The organism is Bartonella sp. AU15XJBT, from assembly GCF_028618615.1.
Lineage (GTDB): Bacteria > Pseudomonadota > Alphaproteobacteria > Rhizobiales > Rhizobiaceae > Bartonella.
The window spans coordinates 239,414-256,607 of the sequence record NZ_JAQITG010000001.1 but is presented as its reverse complement, the minus strand read 5'-3'; the positions used below and the strand labels follow the sequence as shown (position 1 = coordinate 256,607).

Below are 17,194 nucleotides of genomic sequence, written 5' to 3'. Positions count from 1 at the left end.
CCCTGTTAAAGAAAGTTCATAAATGAGCCGCAGGATTTTATACTTATTCACAAACAGTGTTAAAAATGCTCGCTAAGGGATGAAATAAAGAGAAAAACAAACAACTTCTTTAAAGAAAAAACATCAATCAATAATATAAATAGCGTGCTGTTTTTCATATATAATATATTGATTTATAATGATAAATAATATTTGATATTGAGCAATCACAACCCATATAGAAAAATGATTTTTTCTTCTTATATTGAGTTGATTAAAACCAATTATCTATCGTCACAACTCAAATTAATATGTAAGCAAGAATTATTAAAGCAAAGGGCACAAACACTTCTTATAAGCCATATCAATATAAGGGGGTATCTTAAAGAGACATCTCTTGATACATCCCAGCCCTTTTCACAACGTTGACGATGAGTGGTATAATGGTCAAGTCGTTGAACAGCCTTTTTTATGTTTTTGAAGAAGCAAGCCTGCACCATTAGACACTTTGCCAATCCCCAAGTTGCGATAGTCCTTGACACTTAAGACGGTTTTCATAAGAAGCATTTTTATTGTACAGTTTTTATCTACGCAGGCTTCCTGGCTTGTAACGTTCAAACGGATAGTTTTTATTGATTCAATCCGGCATAGATTTAGCATGAAAGAGTCTGACAATATTCTGGGGGACTCATTCAACATGTACAACAGAAAATTATCATTATAAATCAAATATATTAACGAATAGAATAGTAGGCAAAATATATGATGATACTAGCTTGTCCTTCCTAAAAAAACAGCAATTGCCTCAAGAACCTGAAATTTTTTACAATCTTCATTATTTAAAAAGTATTTCTTGAGATTCTTAAGCCATCAAACCAAATTCAAGGGGAAAATAAAGATGAGTGTTGGTTTTATCCCTAAAACACAATTGATACAGTAATTAACCATCTGTCCTCTCTATCCTGGACTCAAAAGCTTTGTGTGCTACATTAAAACAATTCCAAATAACGAATAAAAAGGAGGGGGATTTAAATTAATGCAACGTCTCTTCTATAATTTATTTTTTTCTTTCGTTTTGAGTTTGTCTAGCGCTGTTGCTCTAGCGCAGCCTTTTATTTCCGTTGATGTTACAACGGGACATATCTTAAAACATAATCAAGCTTTTGAGCGTTGGTATCCAGCTTCCTTAACAAAATTAATGACCGCTTATGTTATTTTTCGCGCAATGAGCCGAGGGGAAATTTCACCCAACAAACCTATCACCCTCAGCGAATATGCCGCAAAGGCTCCCTCGTATCGTTCCGGCTATAAAGCTGGTTCTGTTCTCACACTTGATACAGCCTTAAGTATCACCATGGTTAAATCGACCAATGATTTGGCCATTGCCATGAGTGAAGCCGTTGCTGGTTCACAGAAAGCTTTTGTACGCAAAATGAATAACGAAGCTAAACGTTTAGGCATGTTTGGCACCCATTTTGCAAATGCAAGCGGTTTACCAGACCCTCAAAACTATTCCACCGCACGCGATATTGCTCTTTTAGCCGTCCAAATACGTCGTGAATTTCCACAATATGCTCATTATTTTTCTATTCCAGCCATTGATTTTGGTAATAACCGAAAAATCCAGCATAATTCAAACAACCTCATTGGTCGTTTTTATGGAATAGACGGCATGAAAACAGGCTTTATTTGCGCCTCTGGTTTTAATCTTGTTGCCTCAGCCACCCGCAATAAACGTACAATTATTGCTGTCATTCTAGGCGCGAACAACATAAGTGAAAGGGAAGAAAAAGCGGCACAACTTCTTGAAATAGGATTTTTGCATCAAGGAAGCCCCCAATTAACAATAGCAACATTAAAACCTTACGGAAGCAACATAACACAAGCCAACAATATGAAACAACAAACATGCACGCCTGAAGCCATAAAAATGCATGCAAATTCATATGATGATCAAGGAAATATTATTCTCACCTCACCTTTTATCACTGCGCCACCTTCTTTTTCTCATCCTTTAGCAGTACACCTCATTCGTACGCCACAGACACCTAAAATGACGGTAAAACCACTAAGAAAGCCCCCTAGTCCATATAAAAGACGCGCAAACTATTCTATAAAAAAGCCGTAAGCCATAATCTATGATTAATTATAATGAATTGATTTGTAATGATAATTAATTATTTTGCACCTTATGTCAGAACCACAAATATCGTAAGATTGACTTATTTCAAATCTATATTTGTTGAATCAATTAAAATCCGTCTCTTGCACGTCACAAGGTGGATGAGAACATACAGATAAAATAATTAAAGCAAGAAATTAAAACTCTTCCTATAAAGTCTTTCAAGTGCCAAGAATTATCATAACATTGGCACCGAGAAAGTGTATGATTGTGCCCACACTTACCTTTATAAGCGTAAAAATGGTGATAAAATAGATTTGGGAATTGACCCTTAATCCCTCACAGACACCATTATGAATGGAGTTAACGTCATAAGATATGTTTCTTTAAAACAAAACCACGATTGATGATTAAGATGAAAATGAAGCGCATTCCTCTCACGCTTATTACTGGTTTTTTAGGCTCTGGCAAAACAACTTTGCTCAACCGTATGCTACAAGATCCTCTCTTAACGGAGTGTGCTATTATCATCAATGAATTCGGCGAAATCAGTATTGACCACCTACTGGTTGAAAAGGCCACAGAAGGAATTATTGAGCTTGCCAATGGTTGCTTATGCTGCAATTTACGCAGTGATCTCGTCGATACATTAATTGATTTAATCAATCGAGTCCAAACAGGACAGATTAAACAACTCAATCACATTATCATTGAAACAACAGGGGTGGCTGATCCTGCCCCTATTTTACAAATACTTTTAAGCCATCCGTTGTTTATTCAAACATTGTCCATAAATGCTGTTCTTGCAACATTTGATACATTAAGCACTCTTTCCATATGTGAGCGCTATCCTGAAATATATAAACAATTAATCCTTGCTGATAAAATTATTCTCACCAAAACAGATCTTACAGCTCCAACGCTTTCAGATGAGTTTATTAACACACTCAAAACAATGAATCCTACAGCACAAATTATTGACGCCCATTCTGAAGATTTCTGCTCAAATCTATTAATAAAGAACACATTATGGAATGAAAAAGGAGAAAATACACAACTTAAGCAAAATCTTATGACAGCTCCACATGATCATCCCCCCCATAAAACCATTCGTACTTTTTCACTAGACTGTGAGGATCTTGTTGATTATGCCACAATTGAAGCTTTTTTAGATCTTCTACAAGAGCGTTATGGTACAAAATTACTCCGTATCAAAGCAATTATCGCCTTGCGTGATGATCCTTATCGCCCACTTGTATTGCATGGTGTACAAACATTTTTCCATCCCCCCATAAGACTGCCAACATGGCCAAAAGGAATAAAACAAACACGTTTTGTCATCATTGCCGATGGTGTTGAAAAAGAAGCAATACAAAAACTTCTCAATGCTTTTTTTAATAAACCAGCAATAGATACTGCAGACAAAACAGCTCTCTTGGAAAACCCTCTGATCATTCCAGGAATAAAGTTTTAATTCTCCCCTTCAATGATATAATGTTAAATCCATTGAATTAGACTACGCTTTTAAAGAAGCAAAACAGCTCCACCATAGATTTTGCCAGCCCCAATGTATGACAGCTCTTGGCACTTGAGGCGATTCATTAGAGACATTTTTATTGTTACAGTTTTATCCATGCGGCGCTTCCCGCTTGTAACGTGCAAGCGAATGATTTTGATTGATTCAAGATAAATAGATTTTCAGATAAAAGATCTTATGACATTCAGGCTCCTATTCAAACTGAATAATTATAAAATCAAAGTGTTATGATGAAATTTTTTAATGTCCATCAATCTGTAATCAGGTTATTTTCTCTCGGCATACGCTTCATCTGCGAAGCGCTTCATGTGATTCATTTTACAACCCCATTGAACAAATTCTTGGTTTTAAATATTCTGCTAAACCCTATATTCGTCCAGCTGATTAAAACAAAGTCCTCTTAAGTTTAGGCAAAAAACTAAAATCAGACAGAGGCAATATCCTATTTTTAGATGTATGCATGTATCTTATAGACCAGCACGATAAAACAACATTTTACAGCAATAAAATAATAAAATCCTTTGAAAGTAAAAAGAGAGACATTTTATGTTAACTTGCTCTCCACTAAAAAACCAAGACTGCCATCCATAGTGATCTGCAAACAATCCAACTTCTCTGAGCGAATTCCTCTTGGTCCTCCCACTTCATCTGATTTATAGACATAAAGCTCTATGAAAAAACACAGCACTTTAAAAACTATTGACGACTCCCTTAAGCACCCCATGAATAAAGTTTTTGCATGTTCTGTATCGCCCCCCCATAAGCGATGGTGTTTTACAGTGTAGCAGGATAAAATAACACTCACTGCATTAAGGAAACTGAAGTTTTATCAATATCGCGATTGAAAATGTAACGTTTTCCATAAACTTCAACAGTTGGAGGTTGGCGATTTTCTTCAAAAAAATCATAACCTTTCTTAAGCATAACCCAAAATTGATAATGAGGGTCAGTCTTATGCCGTGCCATATTATCATCAGTCATGCGGAAAGGAAAAGCCTGCAACTGAAATGCTCTTTGCCCTCCTTTAAAAGCATCCCGTGCGAACGCATAAATTTGAGCCATGTTCTTATCACTCATAGAATAACAACCAGCGGAAAAGCAAGAACCATGCACCATAAGATTGCTCCCTGTACGACCATTTTCTTGATCATAAAGGTTAGGAAATCCTATATTAAAAGAAAGATAATATTTTGAATAAGGATTCATTTGGTTTGCAGTAATCGTATAAAAACCCTCCGGTGTCTGAAGATCCCCTTCTTTATATTTAGGTCCAAGCTTACCAGACCATTTACAAATACCATAGCGAGCAACCAAGATAAAAGGACCTGAACGAGATTGCTTCCAAATTTCAGCAACATTTTCTTCCTTGAAAAATCGCATCACAATTGGTGCATAGGGATCAATATCATACAAAACCATTCTATTCTGGATTTCTTGCGGTAGAGGCTGCTCAACTTTAGCACGAATAGAAGCTGGTAATCTTCCTTCGCAGGCCGTTAATATTCCCATTACAAACAACACACACACAGCAAGGAATCTGTTAAATGTCATCGAAGAAACTCCAATCCAACACCCCTCATAAAAAATGACTTATGCTAATGACCGACCAATTTGAAGGTACCTTTCCCTTCGCTCTTGTTTAAGAACTTCACCATCTTTTCCAGCCATAGCTTTTAAAGCCTCTGAAATAATCTCCCCCGTTGCATCAATGGCAATCTCTTTACCACGATGCGCTCCTCCTAAAGGCTCTGAAATAATGCCATCAATAATCTTTAAGCGATACAAATCTTGAGCGGTAATACGCATATTCATTGCAGCATCTTTTGCACGGGCTGGATCACGCCATAAAATAGAAGCCGCTCCTTCTGGAGAAATAACAGAGTAAATCGCATGTTCTAACATATAAACTTTATTGGCAGCCGCAATTGCTATCGCCCCCCCAGAACCGCCTTCTCCAATAACAACAGATACAACAGGAACCTTTAGGCGCAAAGTTGCGGCTGTTGATTGAGCAATTGCTTCTGCTTGCCCGCGTTCTTCAGCGCTTACACCAGGATAAGCACCTGCCGTATCGACGAAAGTAAGGAGTGGCAAACCAAAGCGGTCAGCCATTTCCATAATACGTACAGCTTTACGATATCCTTCTGGACGTGCAGAACCAAAATTATAGCGCAAACGTGTTTGCGTATCATGACCTTTCTCTTGGCCGATATAAGCAACTGCTTCTCCCTTAAAGCGTGCGAACCCAGCTTGAATAGCCTCATCTTCGGCAAACTTTCGATCTCCTGCCAAAGGTGTAACATCACTCAATAAGCGTTTAGAATAGTCCATAAAATGCGGACGATCAGGATGACGAGCGACTTGTGTTTTTTGCCACGGCGACAATTTTTTATAAATATCGTGCAATGCCGTTTTTGAACGTGTTTCAAGACGCGCAATCTCGTCACTCATATCAAGACTGCCTTTTTCTTGAGAAATTTTTTTTAATTCAAGAATTTTCCCATCAAGATCAGCAACTGGTTTTTCAAAATCAAGATAATTATACATTTGTACCAACTCATTCAGTGTCACTTATACACTTATAATTTGCTTTATAAAGTCTTTTTCCAAAACATCACCTCATTCTTTAACGAGCCTTTTGCGCATCGGCAAGTGGATGATGCTCATTGACTAAACGATAAAGTCCTTCTTCCAACACATGGGTATAAATCTGAGTGGTAGAAATATCAGAATGGCCTAACAAATGTTGAACGGCACGCAAATCAGCACCATTTTGCAAAAGATGGCTAGCAAAAGCATGGCGCAACACATGGGGAGAAAAGCTTTCACTTTTTATTCCAGCCCTTTTAGCAAGATTTTTCAACTCCCGTGCAACAACTTGACGCGCAATATAGCCTGCTTCTGAATGCGCCGGAAAAAGATAAAGACTTGTCGCATCTTTCCCTTGATCACGCAAATCCAACCACTGCAAAAGAACTTGATAGGCTTTTTTTGATAACAACACCATTCGTTCTTTTTTTCCCTTACCGCGAACCAAAATACTGTATGCTTTCCCCCGAACAGCCTGCACAGGCAGACTCACCAACTCACTAATGCGTAATCCTGTTGCATAAAGCATTTCGCTCAACAGCTGAAGACGCAATGCGCGCAGATAATCCTTAGATCCATAATCTGCTTGATTAACCTCCAACTGCGCCAAATCAAGCAATTTTGTCACCGCATCTTCACTGATAATTTTGGGCAAAGGGCGTCCTTGGCGAGGGGTATCAATATCATGAGAAGGATCATCTGCTCTTAATCCTTCTGCATAAAGAAACTGATAGAATTGACGCAACGTTGATAAACGGCGCGCTTGTGAAGTTGCAGCAAAACCAAATGTATGCATGAGTGACAAAAGACCGATTAAATCTTCCTTTTGTGCTGAAAAAAGCGAAACCGAATGCCAAGACAATTCGTCTTGCGCCCACTGTAAATCATGCTGATAAGCCGCAAGCGTATGGGCAGAAGCGCCTCGCTCAGCACTCATCATTTCAAGAAAACGCTCTATCACAATGTTACTTTTCATTGATTCATTCTCAAGGAAAGAGTCAGCGAATCCAAAGGAACATCAACAGACATATCCACAGTTACGGGTTCAACAAAAACGACAAGAATGATCATTATACTAAAAAGAATAGCAAACAAAATGAAAAGAATCATCAAAAGTTTGGTTAATGTTGGCATAAAATAATAAACTTTTCCAAAATACTCTATCTCTTATCCTACCTTATAAAGATTAACAGGAATTGACTTTAAAGCAGATAAATGCCGAAATGAGCTATGAAAAGTAATCGACCCCAACATCCCCCCCTGTCACAAATAAAAAGACAAATCTTATCATCTCTCGATAACCAAGCGCTTGTGTTCGTTGGCCTTATGGGAGCAGGAAAATCAGTCATTGGAAAACGTGTTGCCACCATGCTTGATTTACCTTTTTATGATTCTGATCAAGAAATCGAAAAAGCAGCACAAATGTCTATCACAGAAATCTTTAAAATCTACGGTGAAGCGGAATTTCGCTCCCTTGAACAGCGTGTTATTCTCAACCTCATAAAAAAACGCCCTCTTGTTTTAGCAACAGGTGGCGGTGCTTACATAAATCAAGAGATACGAAAAGCTATTCATCAAAATGGAATATCTATCTGGCTCAAAGCAGATCTTGATATCCTTATGCAACGTGTTTCCAAGCGTCCAACACGACCGCTTCTTCAAACAGCAAATCCCAAAGAAACAATGCAAAAACTCATGGAACAGCGTTATCCTCTCTATGCAAAAGCAAACTTAACAATTAACAGTCATAAAGAAAGCCCCTACAGTGTAGCAAAAAATGTCATACGATCTCTACAGTACTACCTTCATACAAAAAGATAACGATAGAAAGAACAAGCATGCAAGCCAAAACCGTTACCATTAAATTAGACAAGCATTGTTACGATATCATCATTGGTCCAGATCTTATTGCGCAAGCTGCTTTACAGATTAAACATTCTCTTAAGCAAAAAGATTTTCATCAAACGCGCTTGGCAATTGTTACAGATACAAATGTTGCATCGCTCCATTTGGATCCATTACAAGCAGAGTTAACAAAAAATAAAATCCATACTGTCCCTATCATTGTAGAAGCAGGAGAACAATCAAAATCATTTTCAACCCTGCAAGTTGTCATCGACCAAATTCTTGCTGCACACTTAGAAAGAGGTGACTGTGTTATTGCTTTTGGTGGCGGTGTCATTGGAGATCTAGCAGGATTTGCAGCAAGTATGATCCGCCGCGGGATGAACTTCATTCAGATGCCCACAACGCTTCTTGCACAAATTGATTCCTCTGTTGGTGGAAAAACAGGCATCAACAGCCGATATGGTAAAAATCTTATTGGTGCTTTTTATCAACCGCAATGCGTTATTGCTGATACATCTGTCCTTGATACGCTACCACCACGTGAATTTCGCGCAGGTTATGCGGAAATGGTCAAATATGGACTCATTAACCAGCCTGATTTCTTTGAATGGCTTGAAAAAAACGGACAAGAAATTTTTTCTAATGGCGCGATAAGAACACAAGCCATTGTTCGCTCATGCCAATTTAAAGCAGCCATAGTCGCACGTGACGAATATGAGATAGGAGAGCGTGCCCTCTTAAACCTTGGTCATACATTTGGACACATGCTTGAAACAGCAACAGCTTATGATTCAAAGCGTTTAATTCACGGTGAAGCTGTAGCAATTGGAATGATTCTCGCACATCAATTCTCTGCACAACTAAATCTAGTAGCTCCCACCCTCATACATCGTATCGAAGCACACCTTAAAGCTGTAGGTTTACCTACGCAATTAAAGGATATTCCAGGACGTCTACCAAATGCTGAAACATTGATGACTCTCATCACTCAAGATAAAAAAGTTTCACAAAATAGTTTGACCTTTATTTTGACACGCGGACTTGGCCAATCATTTATTGCAAAAAATGTTCCACCAGATGCAGTTTTATCCTTTTTGGAACAAAAATTAACAGAAATTCGTTAATTCATATTGAATATAATTGATTCGTTTTTATACTTCTATTAAAGGAATAGTTATGATGATGTCTGCGTAGCTCAGTAGGATAGAGCACAGGATTCCTAAAGAAATTGGGCGCCTTGAGGAGAAATTCTCAAAGCGGATCTGCTCAAATTCGGGGAAAGCTTCATGGGCAAAACTATATGCCAATCCCGAGCCAAGCCTCTTTTCGCATGAGAGGAAGGTGTAGAGACTGAACGGGCAGCACCTAAAAGGCGCAAGCTTCAAGGTGAAGAGACAGTCCAGACCACAAACAGCTTGTAAAGCTGGCGGTGAAAACCGAAGTGGTATGAATCCTGGGGTCGCAGGTTCGAATCCTGCCGTAGACACCATCACATAAGTCAAATTACTTTTCATATAGGGAAGCATTATGAAAAAAACTCTACAAATTTTAGGATTTTTTTCCTCTTTATTATTTTTCAATGTCAGCAGTACCTTAGCTGCTGCTTTAGTCATTGAAGTGTCAGGTAAGCCAGAAACACAAACCATAACCTATCAATGTGATATGGGAGCAAATAAAGAACGCGTTGAAGCAACTTATCACAACGCTGACGATATTTCATTGGTCAATTTCAAATGGAAAGGCGATCGTATTATTGCTGCGAATGTTATTGCTGCTTCTGGAGCAAAATATGTAGGGGAGCATTATATCTGGTGGGAGAAAAATAAAGAAGTAACACTTTATGATCTGACACAAGACCCAGAAGAAAAAAAACCCATCCTCTGTAAGGATGAATCACTGTTATTATTTTAAATAACTGAGGAAACGTCATGAAAAAAATTGCTTTTATTGTAGGATTTTTTGCTGCTTTAAGCCTACCGCTATTCGGTTCAGTCAATGCTTTTGCTGGCTCTTTAGTTGTTGAGGTCCCAGATGATCCAGAACCAACAACAGAAGTTACAGCCTATCAATGTGAGACAGGTACAAGTAAAGAGCACGTTGAAGTAACCTATCTCAATGCTGGTAACATTTCGCTTGTTGATTTCACATGGAAAGGACAGCGTATCATCGCTTCCCGCAGCATAAGTGCTTCTGGAGTAAAATATATGGGAGGTCCCTATATATGGTGGACAAAAGGAAACGAAGCCACACTTTCTGATCTCATTAATGATCCAGAAGAAAAAAATCTTATTCAATGTGTAGAAGAACAAAAAACAGAATAAAAAAGCTCATTGTATCTTAAAAATCGCTCTGGCTCGTATTGCATGATATTTCATCGGAAGCAGATGTTTGTTTTTCCATTTGACGTGATAAAAGAGCCAGGGGTTTTTCTAATTTATTTTCTGAATAGTGCCGATAAGCCGCTGCTTGTGATACCAACATTGAAGCGACCGGTGTTGTTACAAGTAAAAAAATCATCAACAAAAATTCATGAAAAACAAAATGATGATCTACAAAAGTTGAATAAAGAAACGACGCAATAAGAATACTGCCAGCGCCCCAACTTGTACTCAACGAAAGCATATGTAAACGCTTATAAAAAGTGGGAAGACGCACCAACCCTATCGTTCCAATCAAGGTGAGACCAGATCCTAATATCAAAAAAACCGTAACAGCAAGTGCAACAACAAGCGATACATCATCCTTCATTCAATAATCTCCCCCCGCATAAGAAATTTTGCCAACGCAATACTTGATACAGGACCCAATAAGCCAACAATGAGCGCTGCCACAAAATAAATGGTTGTTCCTGAACGGATGTCGAATGTAAGAAACAAAAGAATAGTGATTATATAAAGAGCATCCAATCCCACAATCCGATCTTGCGCCCGTGGACCACGAATCAACCGAAACAGTGCGAGAATCATTGCCAAACTTAAAAAAAACTGCGAGAGATAAAGCCCCCAATAAAGGATCACCATACTCATGAGAAAATCTCCAAAAGTAATTGTTCATAGCGTTTTTTGATCAATTTTTGGTAATCATATCCATTTTTAAAATTTAAGACATGAAGCAAAAGTTCACTATTCTTTCTATTATAGGCAATCCAAACAGTTCCTGGAGTTGCAGAAAGAATACATGCCAAAACAGCTAAAGCCGTGCGACTTTCAAGCGAAATGGGCACCACAATAAAACCAGACTGCTGTTTTTTAGATCTTTTGGTTAAAATGAAACAAGCCACAGCAATATTTGAAACGATAGAATCAATAAACACACGAAAAAGCAGCTGAAAAACGGCACGCCAACTTTTAATCGTTATTTTTTCCGGCTCAAGAAGCCGCATCACCCACCCCCCAAACAAAGCAATGATAACGCCTAAAAGCAATTGACCGAAACTAAAGCCATTTAAGATCAGCCACATAAAAATAATTGCCACACTAGAAAAAGGGAAAAAATAACAATGTTTCACTGATGAATCCTCCTATTTTCAAGAGAAAAATCATCTAAAACGCTACCAATATAATTTTGAGGTTCATACAAGCCTTTCGCTGTTTCAAACATATAACGACTAACAGGACCAGCGACAATTGTAATCAGAAAACACAAAGCAAGTAGAACAGCAACAGGTGCAAATTCAATCACCTGCACCCGTGGAATTCTCCCTTCAAGAGAAACCCAAAAAGTTCGAATGCCCGTTCGTGTCATCGCAATCAAAGCAGCAAAACCAGATAGAGTGACAAAAATTATAAAAAGCCAATCGTGATAAACGGGTAGAGAGGTAGAAATATTTTCTTTACTATGGTTTAAGAGTGCGACAAACATCATAAATTTAGCAACAAAACCAGAAAAAGGGGGCAGACCAATAATCAAAAGTGCACAAAGACCAAAACAAGCCCCAAGAATGGCCAAAGTTACCGGTAAATAAGTCCCTACTTCATCTTCCTCCTCCTCTTCATCGTCCCCATAGACTTCCATTGTAACCGTCAAAACATTGGCTGCCACATCTTGACAGCGTTCAACCAATTCTACAACAAGAAAAAAAGCACCCAGTGCCAAAGTTGAAGAAACAATATAAAAGAGTACACCTGCGATTAGTGCTGTATTGCCGATCCCGATTGCTGTCAACAATGTCCCAGAAGAAACCAAAACACTATAAGCTGCCAAACGTACCAAGACTTGGCTTGCCAACACCCCAATAAAACCAAAAGCCATAGTGGCAAGCCCACCGTAGAACAAAACCGTTTGACCAAAATGGCTAAAATGTCCACTTTCTGGTCCAAACCATAACAATGTTAAACGTAAAATAATATAAATACCGACCTTGCTTAAAAGTGCAAAAGAAGCTCCAACAGGGGCTACTGCTGCACTATAAGTTGGCATTAACCAAAAATTCAATGGCCACGCCCCTGCTTTAATTAAGAAAGCAATTCCCAAAAGCGCAGCCCCTATTTCGAATAAAGTCATATCGCTAGAAGCTATATATTGTATTTTTACAGCCAAATCAGCCATATTGAGGGTGCCCACGATTCCATAAATAAGCGCTGCACCAACGAGAAAAAACAACGAAGCAACCAGATTAACCACGACATAATGCAACCCAGCGCGCACACGTAACGGACCAGAACCATGCAACGCAAGGCCATAAGAAGCTGTTAACATCACTTCAAAAAATACAAATAAATTAAATAAATCACCTGTTAAAAAAGCGCCGTTTATTCCAACCATGAAAAATTGCATCAATGACTGAAAATGAGGACCCGCTTTATACCAATGTGCCCGTGCAAAAACCAACGCCGCGCTGATCAATAAGCTAGAAAGCAAAAGCATCATAGCGCTTAAGCGATCAAGCACCAAAACAATACCAAAAGGAGAAGGCCAATTACCAAGCCGATAAACATCCACAGCTGGTGCAACTTCAAGAGCACGCATAACCAGTAAAACAGCAACGACAACTAACAATGCGGCAGAAAAAACACTTATGAGTGATTTCAGTTTTGAACGCCGTTCATCATAGAAAAGAAGAAGGGCTCCAGTACTTAACGGCAAAAGAATCGGCAAAATAAGCAGATGATGCACACAAGCTTCCATCACTGTACCTCACGTCCATCAACGTGATCTGAACCCGTTAAACCGCGTGAAACCAATAAGATAACCAAAAATAAAGCTGTCGTTGCAAAGCCGATCACAATTGAAGTTAAAACCAAAGCCTGTGGAAGAGGATCAACATAATTCGCTGGATTGATCACCATCGTAGGATCCACAATTGGCGCTGCATTACTGCGCGGTCTACTCATTGCAAATATAAAAAGATTGACACCATAAGATATCAAAGACAAACCAAGAATGACTTGAAAAGTTCGGGGACGCAAAATGAGCCAAATTCCAGATCCGACAAGAACACCAATGGCCAAAGAAAGAATAATTTCCATTAATTTTCCTTCTCTTTTAAAGCAGGCTTTTTACCGATTCGGTAACTGCGTATTGATTGATGAGCAAGTGCAATTAAAATGAGAATCGTTGCTCCCAACACAAGAGAAAACACACCAAAATCAAACAAAAAAGCAGATGCTACAGGAACCTTTCCAATCAATGGCACATGAATATATTGGAAAAATGATGTTAAAAAAGGATACCCAACAAACAAAGCCCCTGCTCCCGTTACAACCGATAGCAATAAGCCAAAGCCCATCCAGCGTAAAGGCAGAACTCTTAAATGGTTTTCCACCCAACGAATATCCCGTGCAAGATACTGCAAAATAAAGCCTATTGCTAAAGTCACACCGCCAACAAACCCACCACCTGGAAGATCATGTCCCCGCACAAATAAATAAAAAGAAAAAGCAATAATAACGGAAAAAAGCCACCCCATAATAACAGAAGGTATAGCGAGATAATTCAATACTGTATCCCCCACATTTCGTTCCGGCTGTGCCTTATCAAAAGCTTCCTGAACACGTTGTTGAAATGGCGGCTCAATACTTTCAGGAGCAGGACGGAATCGACGTAAAAGAGCAAAAACAGTCAAAGAAACACCGCCCAAAACCACAACCTCTCCCATCGTATCAAAACCACGGAAATCAACCAACAATACATTCACAACATTGCGACCACCAGCACTCCAATAAGCATTTTTCAGAAAAAAATTAGAAACTGTTGTCCCTTGAGGACGTGTCATCATTGCAAAAGAGAGCCATGCAACACCAGAACCTCCCATAATTGCTATGATGAAATCACGGGCGCGACGTAAACGCACCCCAAAATGAACAGACGTTAGAGCAGGATTATGCACACGCTTAGGCAACCAACGCAAACCAAGCAATAATAAGACAACTGTCACCACTTCAACAACCAATTGCGTTATAGCCAAATCAGGCGCAGAAAACCATAAAAAGGTTGCACACGTCATCAAACCCGCTCCCCCCAAAAGCATGAGTGATGCAAGACGATGGAACTTTGCTTGCCAAGCGACTAAAAGTGCGCACAATCCACCGACCAGCCAAAGCGCGAGAAAAGGAATATCAAGTGGAAAAAGCGATAACCCTCCTGGTGCAATTAAACCATCACGCCAAAGCAAAAGACCAACAAAAATAAAACAAACAGCAAAAATCCAGTGCAACTGGATTTGCAAACGACGTGTTGACAAAACAGCTTCCACCGCACGAGCCCATTTCCAAGAAATAATCACAAGAATACGTTCAAAAATACGCGGTCCTTTCAAATGACGAAAAAAGGGAGCACCATCATCGCAAGATAAAAAATAAGGCCGCCCGACAACATAGAGCAAGCCGCCTCCTAATAAAGCCACCAAACTCATCATTAATGGCGTATTAACCCCATGCCAAACAGCCAAGTTATAAGAAATCGTCATCGGTCCTAAAACAGACACAACAGCATTATCTAAAATAGGCCCGATTGTTAAATTAGGAAAAATACCAACGGCCAAACAAATAAACACCAAAAGCTCCATGGGTAAACGCATAAAATGCGGTGGTTCATGGGGAATTTTAGGTAATGTATGAGATTTTGGTCCCCAAAAAACACCATGAATAAAACGTATAGAATAGGTTACACTAAACAAGCTAGCAAGCGTTGCTACATAAGGAGCAATCCAATCAAGCCATGATTCCATATGCGTTGCAACAGCTTCAGCAAAAAACATTTCTTTCGATAAAAAACCATTGAGCAAAGGAACACCAGCCATCGCCGCACTTGCGACTAAAGCAAGAGTCGCTGTAATCGGCATAGAGCGATAAAGACCTGTCAGCTTACGCATATCACGAGTTCCCGTTTCGTGATCAATAATGCCAGCGGCCATAAATAAAGAAGCTTTAAAAGTAGCATGATTGGCCATATGAAAAATCGCTGCAACACATGCAAGGGGACTCCCAAGGCTTAAAAGCGTGGTAATCAATCCAAGATGACTAATCGTTGAGTAAGCCAATAATCCCTTTAAATCTTGCTGAAACATAGAAAAATAAGCGCCAAGAAGAAGTGTTGAAAGTCCTGAAAAGCCAACCAACCAAAACCAAGTCTCTGTCCCAGAGAGCACGGGCCATAAACGAACCAGCAAAAATAACCCAGCTTTTACCATCGTTGCCGAATGCAGATAAGCTGATACCGGTGTTGGAGCTGCCATCGCATTAGGCAACCAAAAATGAAAAGGAAACTGTGCGCTTTTTGTTAGTCCGCCCAATAAAATACAAATGAGGGCAGGACAATAAAGCGAATTTGATCGGATCACATCTCCAGACTGCAAAATTTTATCCAGATCAAAACTACCAACGATATACCCAATCAATAAAACCCCAATAAAAAGGGCAAAACCACCAAAGCCTGTAATCGTTAAAGCCATACGCGCCCCTTCACGCGCACTCGTATTATGATACCAGTAACCAATCAACAAAAAAGAGAAAATACTGGTGAGTTCCCAGAAAACAACCAAAAACACGAGATTCCCTGATAAAACAATCCCTGTCATTGAGCCCATAAAGGCTAGAAAAAAAGAAAAAAATCGTGGTACAGAATCCGCGGGATCCATATAATAACGAGCATAAACAACGACAAGCAGCCCTATTCCTGTAATGAGCAAACAAAAAAGCCACGACAGACCATCCATCCGGAGGATCAAATTACCCCCCCATTCTGGAAGCCAAGAAATATTTAAACGGATAATGTGATTGCCACGAATTGCCGGATAAAGCATGGTTGTAAAAAGAAGACTAAAGAGAGCAATCCCCCCAGCAAACCAAGCTTCATTATTTTTTGCTGTCGAACGAAAAAAGCCAATAACAGCACTTCCACAAAAGGGAAGCAAAATGAGCAATATCAACATTGCTTCCCGTGTTGTCATTTTTTCAGCTCCATCTTGCCCTTAATATTTTGTCATTGACAAAACAAAAATTTATATTTTCACCCCCCATTCTACACTTAATGATAATAAGATTTAATAAAACTTAAAAGCACTTAAATTTTTCAAAAAACAACCCTTGCATGGAAATGCAGCGTACCACACAAGTTTTCTTTTTATTGTAAGAACAATAACGCTCACGACAAGAAGCAATTGAAATTTTATTTAATCATTTCTATCCTTTAAAAAAGCGCGATAAACACTGTTTACGAGGCCCATGAAAAGGCTGAAAACTATTATCATTTTTATTATAAGAGCGATAACGGGCACGACAAGATTCAATATGTTGTTTAAGCATCCATGGCTCTTTTTTTTCTGGCTTTTCTGAGAAGGAAGTTAAAAACACTCTGTTAGCATCTGATACAACTTTTAATGATGCGCCTTTTGTGCTTAAGTGCGGTGATGTAACAAAAGCCGCTTCAGGATACCACCAATTATCTTTATACTTAACATAACCACGCCGATAATGATGATAACCCTTAAAACCATTCAGTTCTCTACGCCCCGTAAAAATCAAAGGCACCAAACTCTCTTGGACAGAGGTCTGAGAGACCAGTTTTGCTTTAGCATCACCTCTATTTTGCCCCCAATGAACAAGAGCAGTTGTTATAAGGAAAAAACTACTCACAAATACAAAAGCTAAAGCATAATATAATTTTTTTTTCATACGCAA

The 17,194-nt window shown here is 39.0% G+C and carries 15 protein-coding genes and 1 pseudogene; 6 read left to right on the top strand and 10 right to left on the bottom strand.

Annotated features, from left to right (window positions below; genetic code table 11):
* The first annotated feature begins 1,015 nt into the window (after nucleotides 1–1,015).
* Both PVV57_RS00905 and PVV57_RS00900 read left to right on the top strand, forming a co-directional pair.
* Entirely contained in the window at nucleotides 1,016–2,107 is a 1,092-nt protein-coding gene (locus PVV57_RS00905) for a D-alanyl-D-alanine carboxypeptidase family protein (protein ID WP_273717382.1), read from the top strand.
* A gap of 409 nt (nucleotides 2,108–2,516) precedes the next feature.
* A complete protein-coding gene (locus tag PVV57_RS00900) occupies nucleotides 2,517–3,575 on the top strand; it encodes a GTP-binding protein (protein WP_273717538.1) in 1,059 nt (352 codons plus the stop codon).
* Nucleotides 3,576–4,439: 864 nt separating this feature from the next.
* Here the strand turns inward: PVV57_RS00900 and PVV57_RS00895 are convergent.
* The 3 genes from PVV57_RS00895 to PVV57_RS00885 all read right to left on the bottom strand — a co-directional run bounded on the left by PVV57_RS00895 (nucleotide 4,440) and on the right by PVV57_RS00885 (nucleotide 7,203).
* On the bottom strand, nucleotides 4,440–5,189 hold the full coding sequence (locus tag PVV57_RS00895) for a murein L,D-transpeptidase family protein (protein ID WP_273717383.1): 750 nt from the start codon (nucleotides 5,187–5,189) through the stop codon (nucleotides 4,440–4,442).
* Between the two features lie 39 nt (nucleotides 5,190–5,228).
* A complete protein-coding gene (locus PVV57_RS00890) occupies nucleotides 5,229–6,185 on the bottom strand; it encodes an acetyl-CoA carboxylase carboxyltransferase subunit alpha (protein WP_273717384.1) in 957 nt (318 codons plus the stop codon).
* A 79-nt stretch (nucleotides 6,186–6,264) separates the two neighbouring features.
* A complete protein-coding gene (locus tag PVV57_RS00885) occupies nucleotides 6,265–7,203 on the bottom strand; it encodes a site-specific tyrosine recombinase XerD (RefSeq protein WP_273717385.1) in 939 nt (312 codons plus the stop codon).
* A gap of 254 nt (nucleotides 7,204–7,457) precedes the next feature.
* On the opposite strand from PVV57_RS00885, the pseudogene PVV57_RS00880 reads away from it, so the two are divergent.
* The 4 genes and pseudogenes from PVV57_RS00880 to PVV57_RS00865 all read left to right on the top strand — a co-directional run bounded on the left by PVV57_RS00880 (nucleotide 7,458) and on the right by PVV57_RS00865 (nucleotide 10,396).
* A pseudogene (locus PVV57_RS00880) lies at nucleotides 7,458–8,091 on the top strand (shikimate kinase).
* A complete protein-coding gene (gene aroB / locus PVV57_RS00875; protein ID WP_273717387.1) occupies nucleotides 8,066–9,199 on the top strand; it encodes a 3-dehydroquinate synthase in 1,134 nt (377 codons plus the stop codon). Before PVV57_RS00880 ends, aroB begins: the two are co-directional and overlap by 26 nt.
* Nucleotides 9,200–9,602: 403 nt before the next feature.
* Nucleotides 9,603–9,986, top strand: coding sequence for an MliC family protein (locus PVV57_RS00870; RefSeq protein ID WP_273717388.1), 384 nt, complete (start codon nucleotides 9,603–9,605; stop codon nucleotides 9,984–9,986).
* A 17-nt stretch (nucleotides 9,987–10,003) separates the two neighbouring features.
* Complete coding sequence (locus PVV57_RS00865) at nucleotides 10,004–10,396, top strand: MliC family protein (protein WP_273717389.1); 393 nt, start codon at nucleotides 10,004–10,006, stop codon at nucleotides 10,394–10,396.
* A gap of 16 nt (nucleotides 10,397–10,412) precedes the next feature.
* Here PVV57_RS00865 and mnhG read toward each other — a convergent pair whose 3' ends face one another.
* From mnhG to PVV57_RS00830, 7 genes are all read right to left on the bottom strand, one after another.
* A complete protein-coding gene (mnhG, locus tag PVV57_RS00860; protein ID WP_273717390.1) occupies nucleotides 10,413–10,823 on the bottom strand; it encodes a monovalent cation/H(+) antiporter subunit G in 411 nt (136 codons plus the stop codon).
* Entirely contained in the window at nucleotides 10,820–11,101 is a 282-nt protein-coding gene (locus PVV57_RS00855) for a K+/H+ antiporter subunit F (protein ID WP_120121498.1), read from the bottom strand. Before PVV57_RS00855 ends, mnhG begins: the two co-directional genes overlap by 4 nt.
* Nucleotides 11,098–11,583, bottom strand: a complete 486-nt coding sequence (locus PVV57_RS00850) for a Na+/H+ antiporter subunit E (RefSeq protein ID WP_273717391.1) — start codon at nucleotides 11,581–11,583, stop codon at nucleotides 11,098–11,100. Before PVV57_RS00850 ends, PVV57_RS00855 begins: the two co-directional genes overlap by 4 nt.
* Complete coding sequence (locus PVV57_RS00845) at nucleotides 11,580–13,202, bottom strand: monovalent cation/H+ antiporter subunit D (RefSeq protein WP_273717392.1); 1,623 nt, start codon at nucleotides 13,200–13,202, stop codon at nucleotides 11,580–11,582. Before PVV57_RS00845 ends, PVV57_RS00850 begins: the two co-directional genes overlap by 4 nt.
* Complete coding sequence (locus PVV57_RS00840) at nucleotides 13,202–13,543, bottom strand: Na+/H+ antiporter subunit C (RefSeq protein WP_012232609.1); 342 nt, start codon at nucleotides 13,541–13,543, stop codon at nucleotides 13,202–13,204. The genes PVV57_RS00845 and PVV57_RS00840 overlap by 1 nt, the downstream gene beginning before the upstream one ends.
* Nucleotides 13,543–16,464 (bottom strand): monovalent cation/H+ antiporter subunit A, encoded by a 2,922-nt coding sequence (locus PVV57_RS00835; RefSeq protein ID WP_273783253.1) that lies wholly within the window; start codon nucleotides 16,462–16,464, stop codon nucleotides 13,543–13,545. Before PVV57_RS00835 ends, PVV57_RS00840 begins: the two co-directional genes overlap by 1 nt.
* 232 nt (nucleotides 16,465–16,696) lie before the next feature.
* Nucleotides 16,697–17,194: a BA14K family protein gene (locus tag PVV57_RS00830; protein ID WP_273717394.1), complete on the bottom strand. Its 498-nt coding sequence runs from the start codon at nucleotides 17,192–17,194 to the stop codon at nucleotides 16,697–16,699.

Bases quoted from the DNA above. Each gene is read 5' to 3' on its own strand.
- PVV57_RS00905 (WP_273717382.1), top strand. From the start codon at position 1,016: ATGCAACGTCTCTTCTATAATTTATTTTTTTCTTTCGTTTTGAGTTTG.
- PVV57_RS00900 (WP_273717538.1), top strand. From the start codon at position 2,517: ATGAAAATGAAGCGCATTCCTCTCACGCTTATTACTGGTTTTTTAGGC.
- PVV57_RS00895 (WP_273717383.1), bottom strand. From the start codon at position 5,189: ATGACATTTAACAGATTCCTTGCTGTGTGTGTGTTGTTTGTAATGGGA.
- PVV57_RS00890 (WP_273717384.1), bottom strand. From the start codon at position 6,185: ATGTATAATTATCTTGATTTTGAAAAACCAGTTGCTGATCTTGATGGG.
- PVV57_RS00885 (WP_273717385.1), bottom strand. From the start codon at position 7,203: ATGAAAAGTAACATTGTGATAGAGCGTTTTCTTGAAATGATGAGTGCT.
- aroB (WP_273717387.1), top strand. From the start codon at position 8,066: ATGCAAGCCAAAACCGTTACCATTAAATTAGACAAGCATTGTTACGAT.
- PVV57_RS00870 (WP_273717388.1), top strand. From the start codon at position 9,603: ATGAAAAAAACTCTACAAATTTTAGGATTTTTTTCCTCTTTATTATTT.
- PVV57_RS00865 (WP_273717389.1), top strand. From the start codon at position 10,004: ATGAAAAAAATTGCTTTTATTGTAGGATTTTTTGCTGCTTTAAGCCTA.
- mnhG (WP_273717390.1), bottom strand. From the start codon at position 10,823: ATGAAGGATGATGTATCGCTTGTTGTTGCACTTGCTGTTACGGTTTTT.
- PVV57_RS00855 (WP_120121498.1), bottom strand. From the start codon at position 11,101: ATGAGTATGGTGATCCTTTATTGGGGGCTTTATCTCTCGCAGTTTTTT.
- PVV57_RS00845 (WP_273717392.1), bottom strand. From the start codon at position 13,202: ATGGAAGCTTGTGTGCATCATCTGCTTATTTTGCCGATTCTTTTGCCG.
- PVV57_RS00840 (WP_012232609.1), bottom strand. From the start codon at position 13,543: ATGGAAATTATTCTTTCTTTGGCCATTGGTGTTCTTGTCGGATCTGGA.
- PVV57_RS00835 (WP_273783253.1), bottom strand. From the start codon at position 16,464: ATGACAACACGGGAAGCAATGTTGATATTGCTCATTTTGCTTCCCTTT.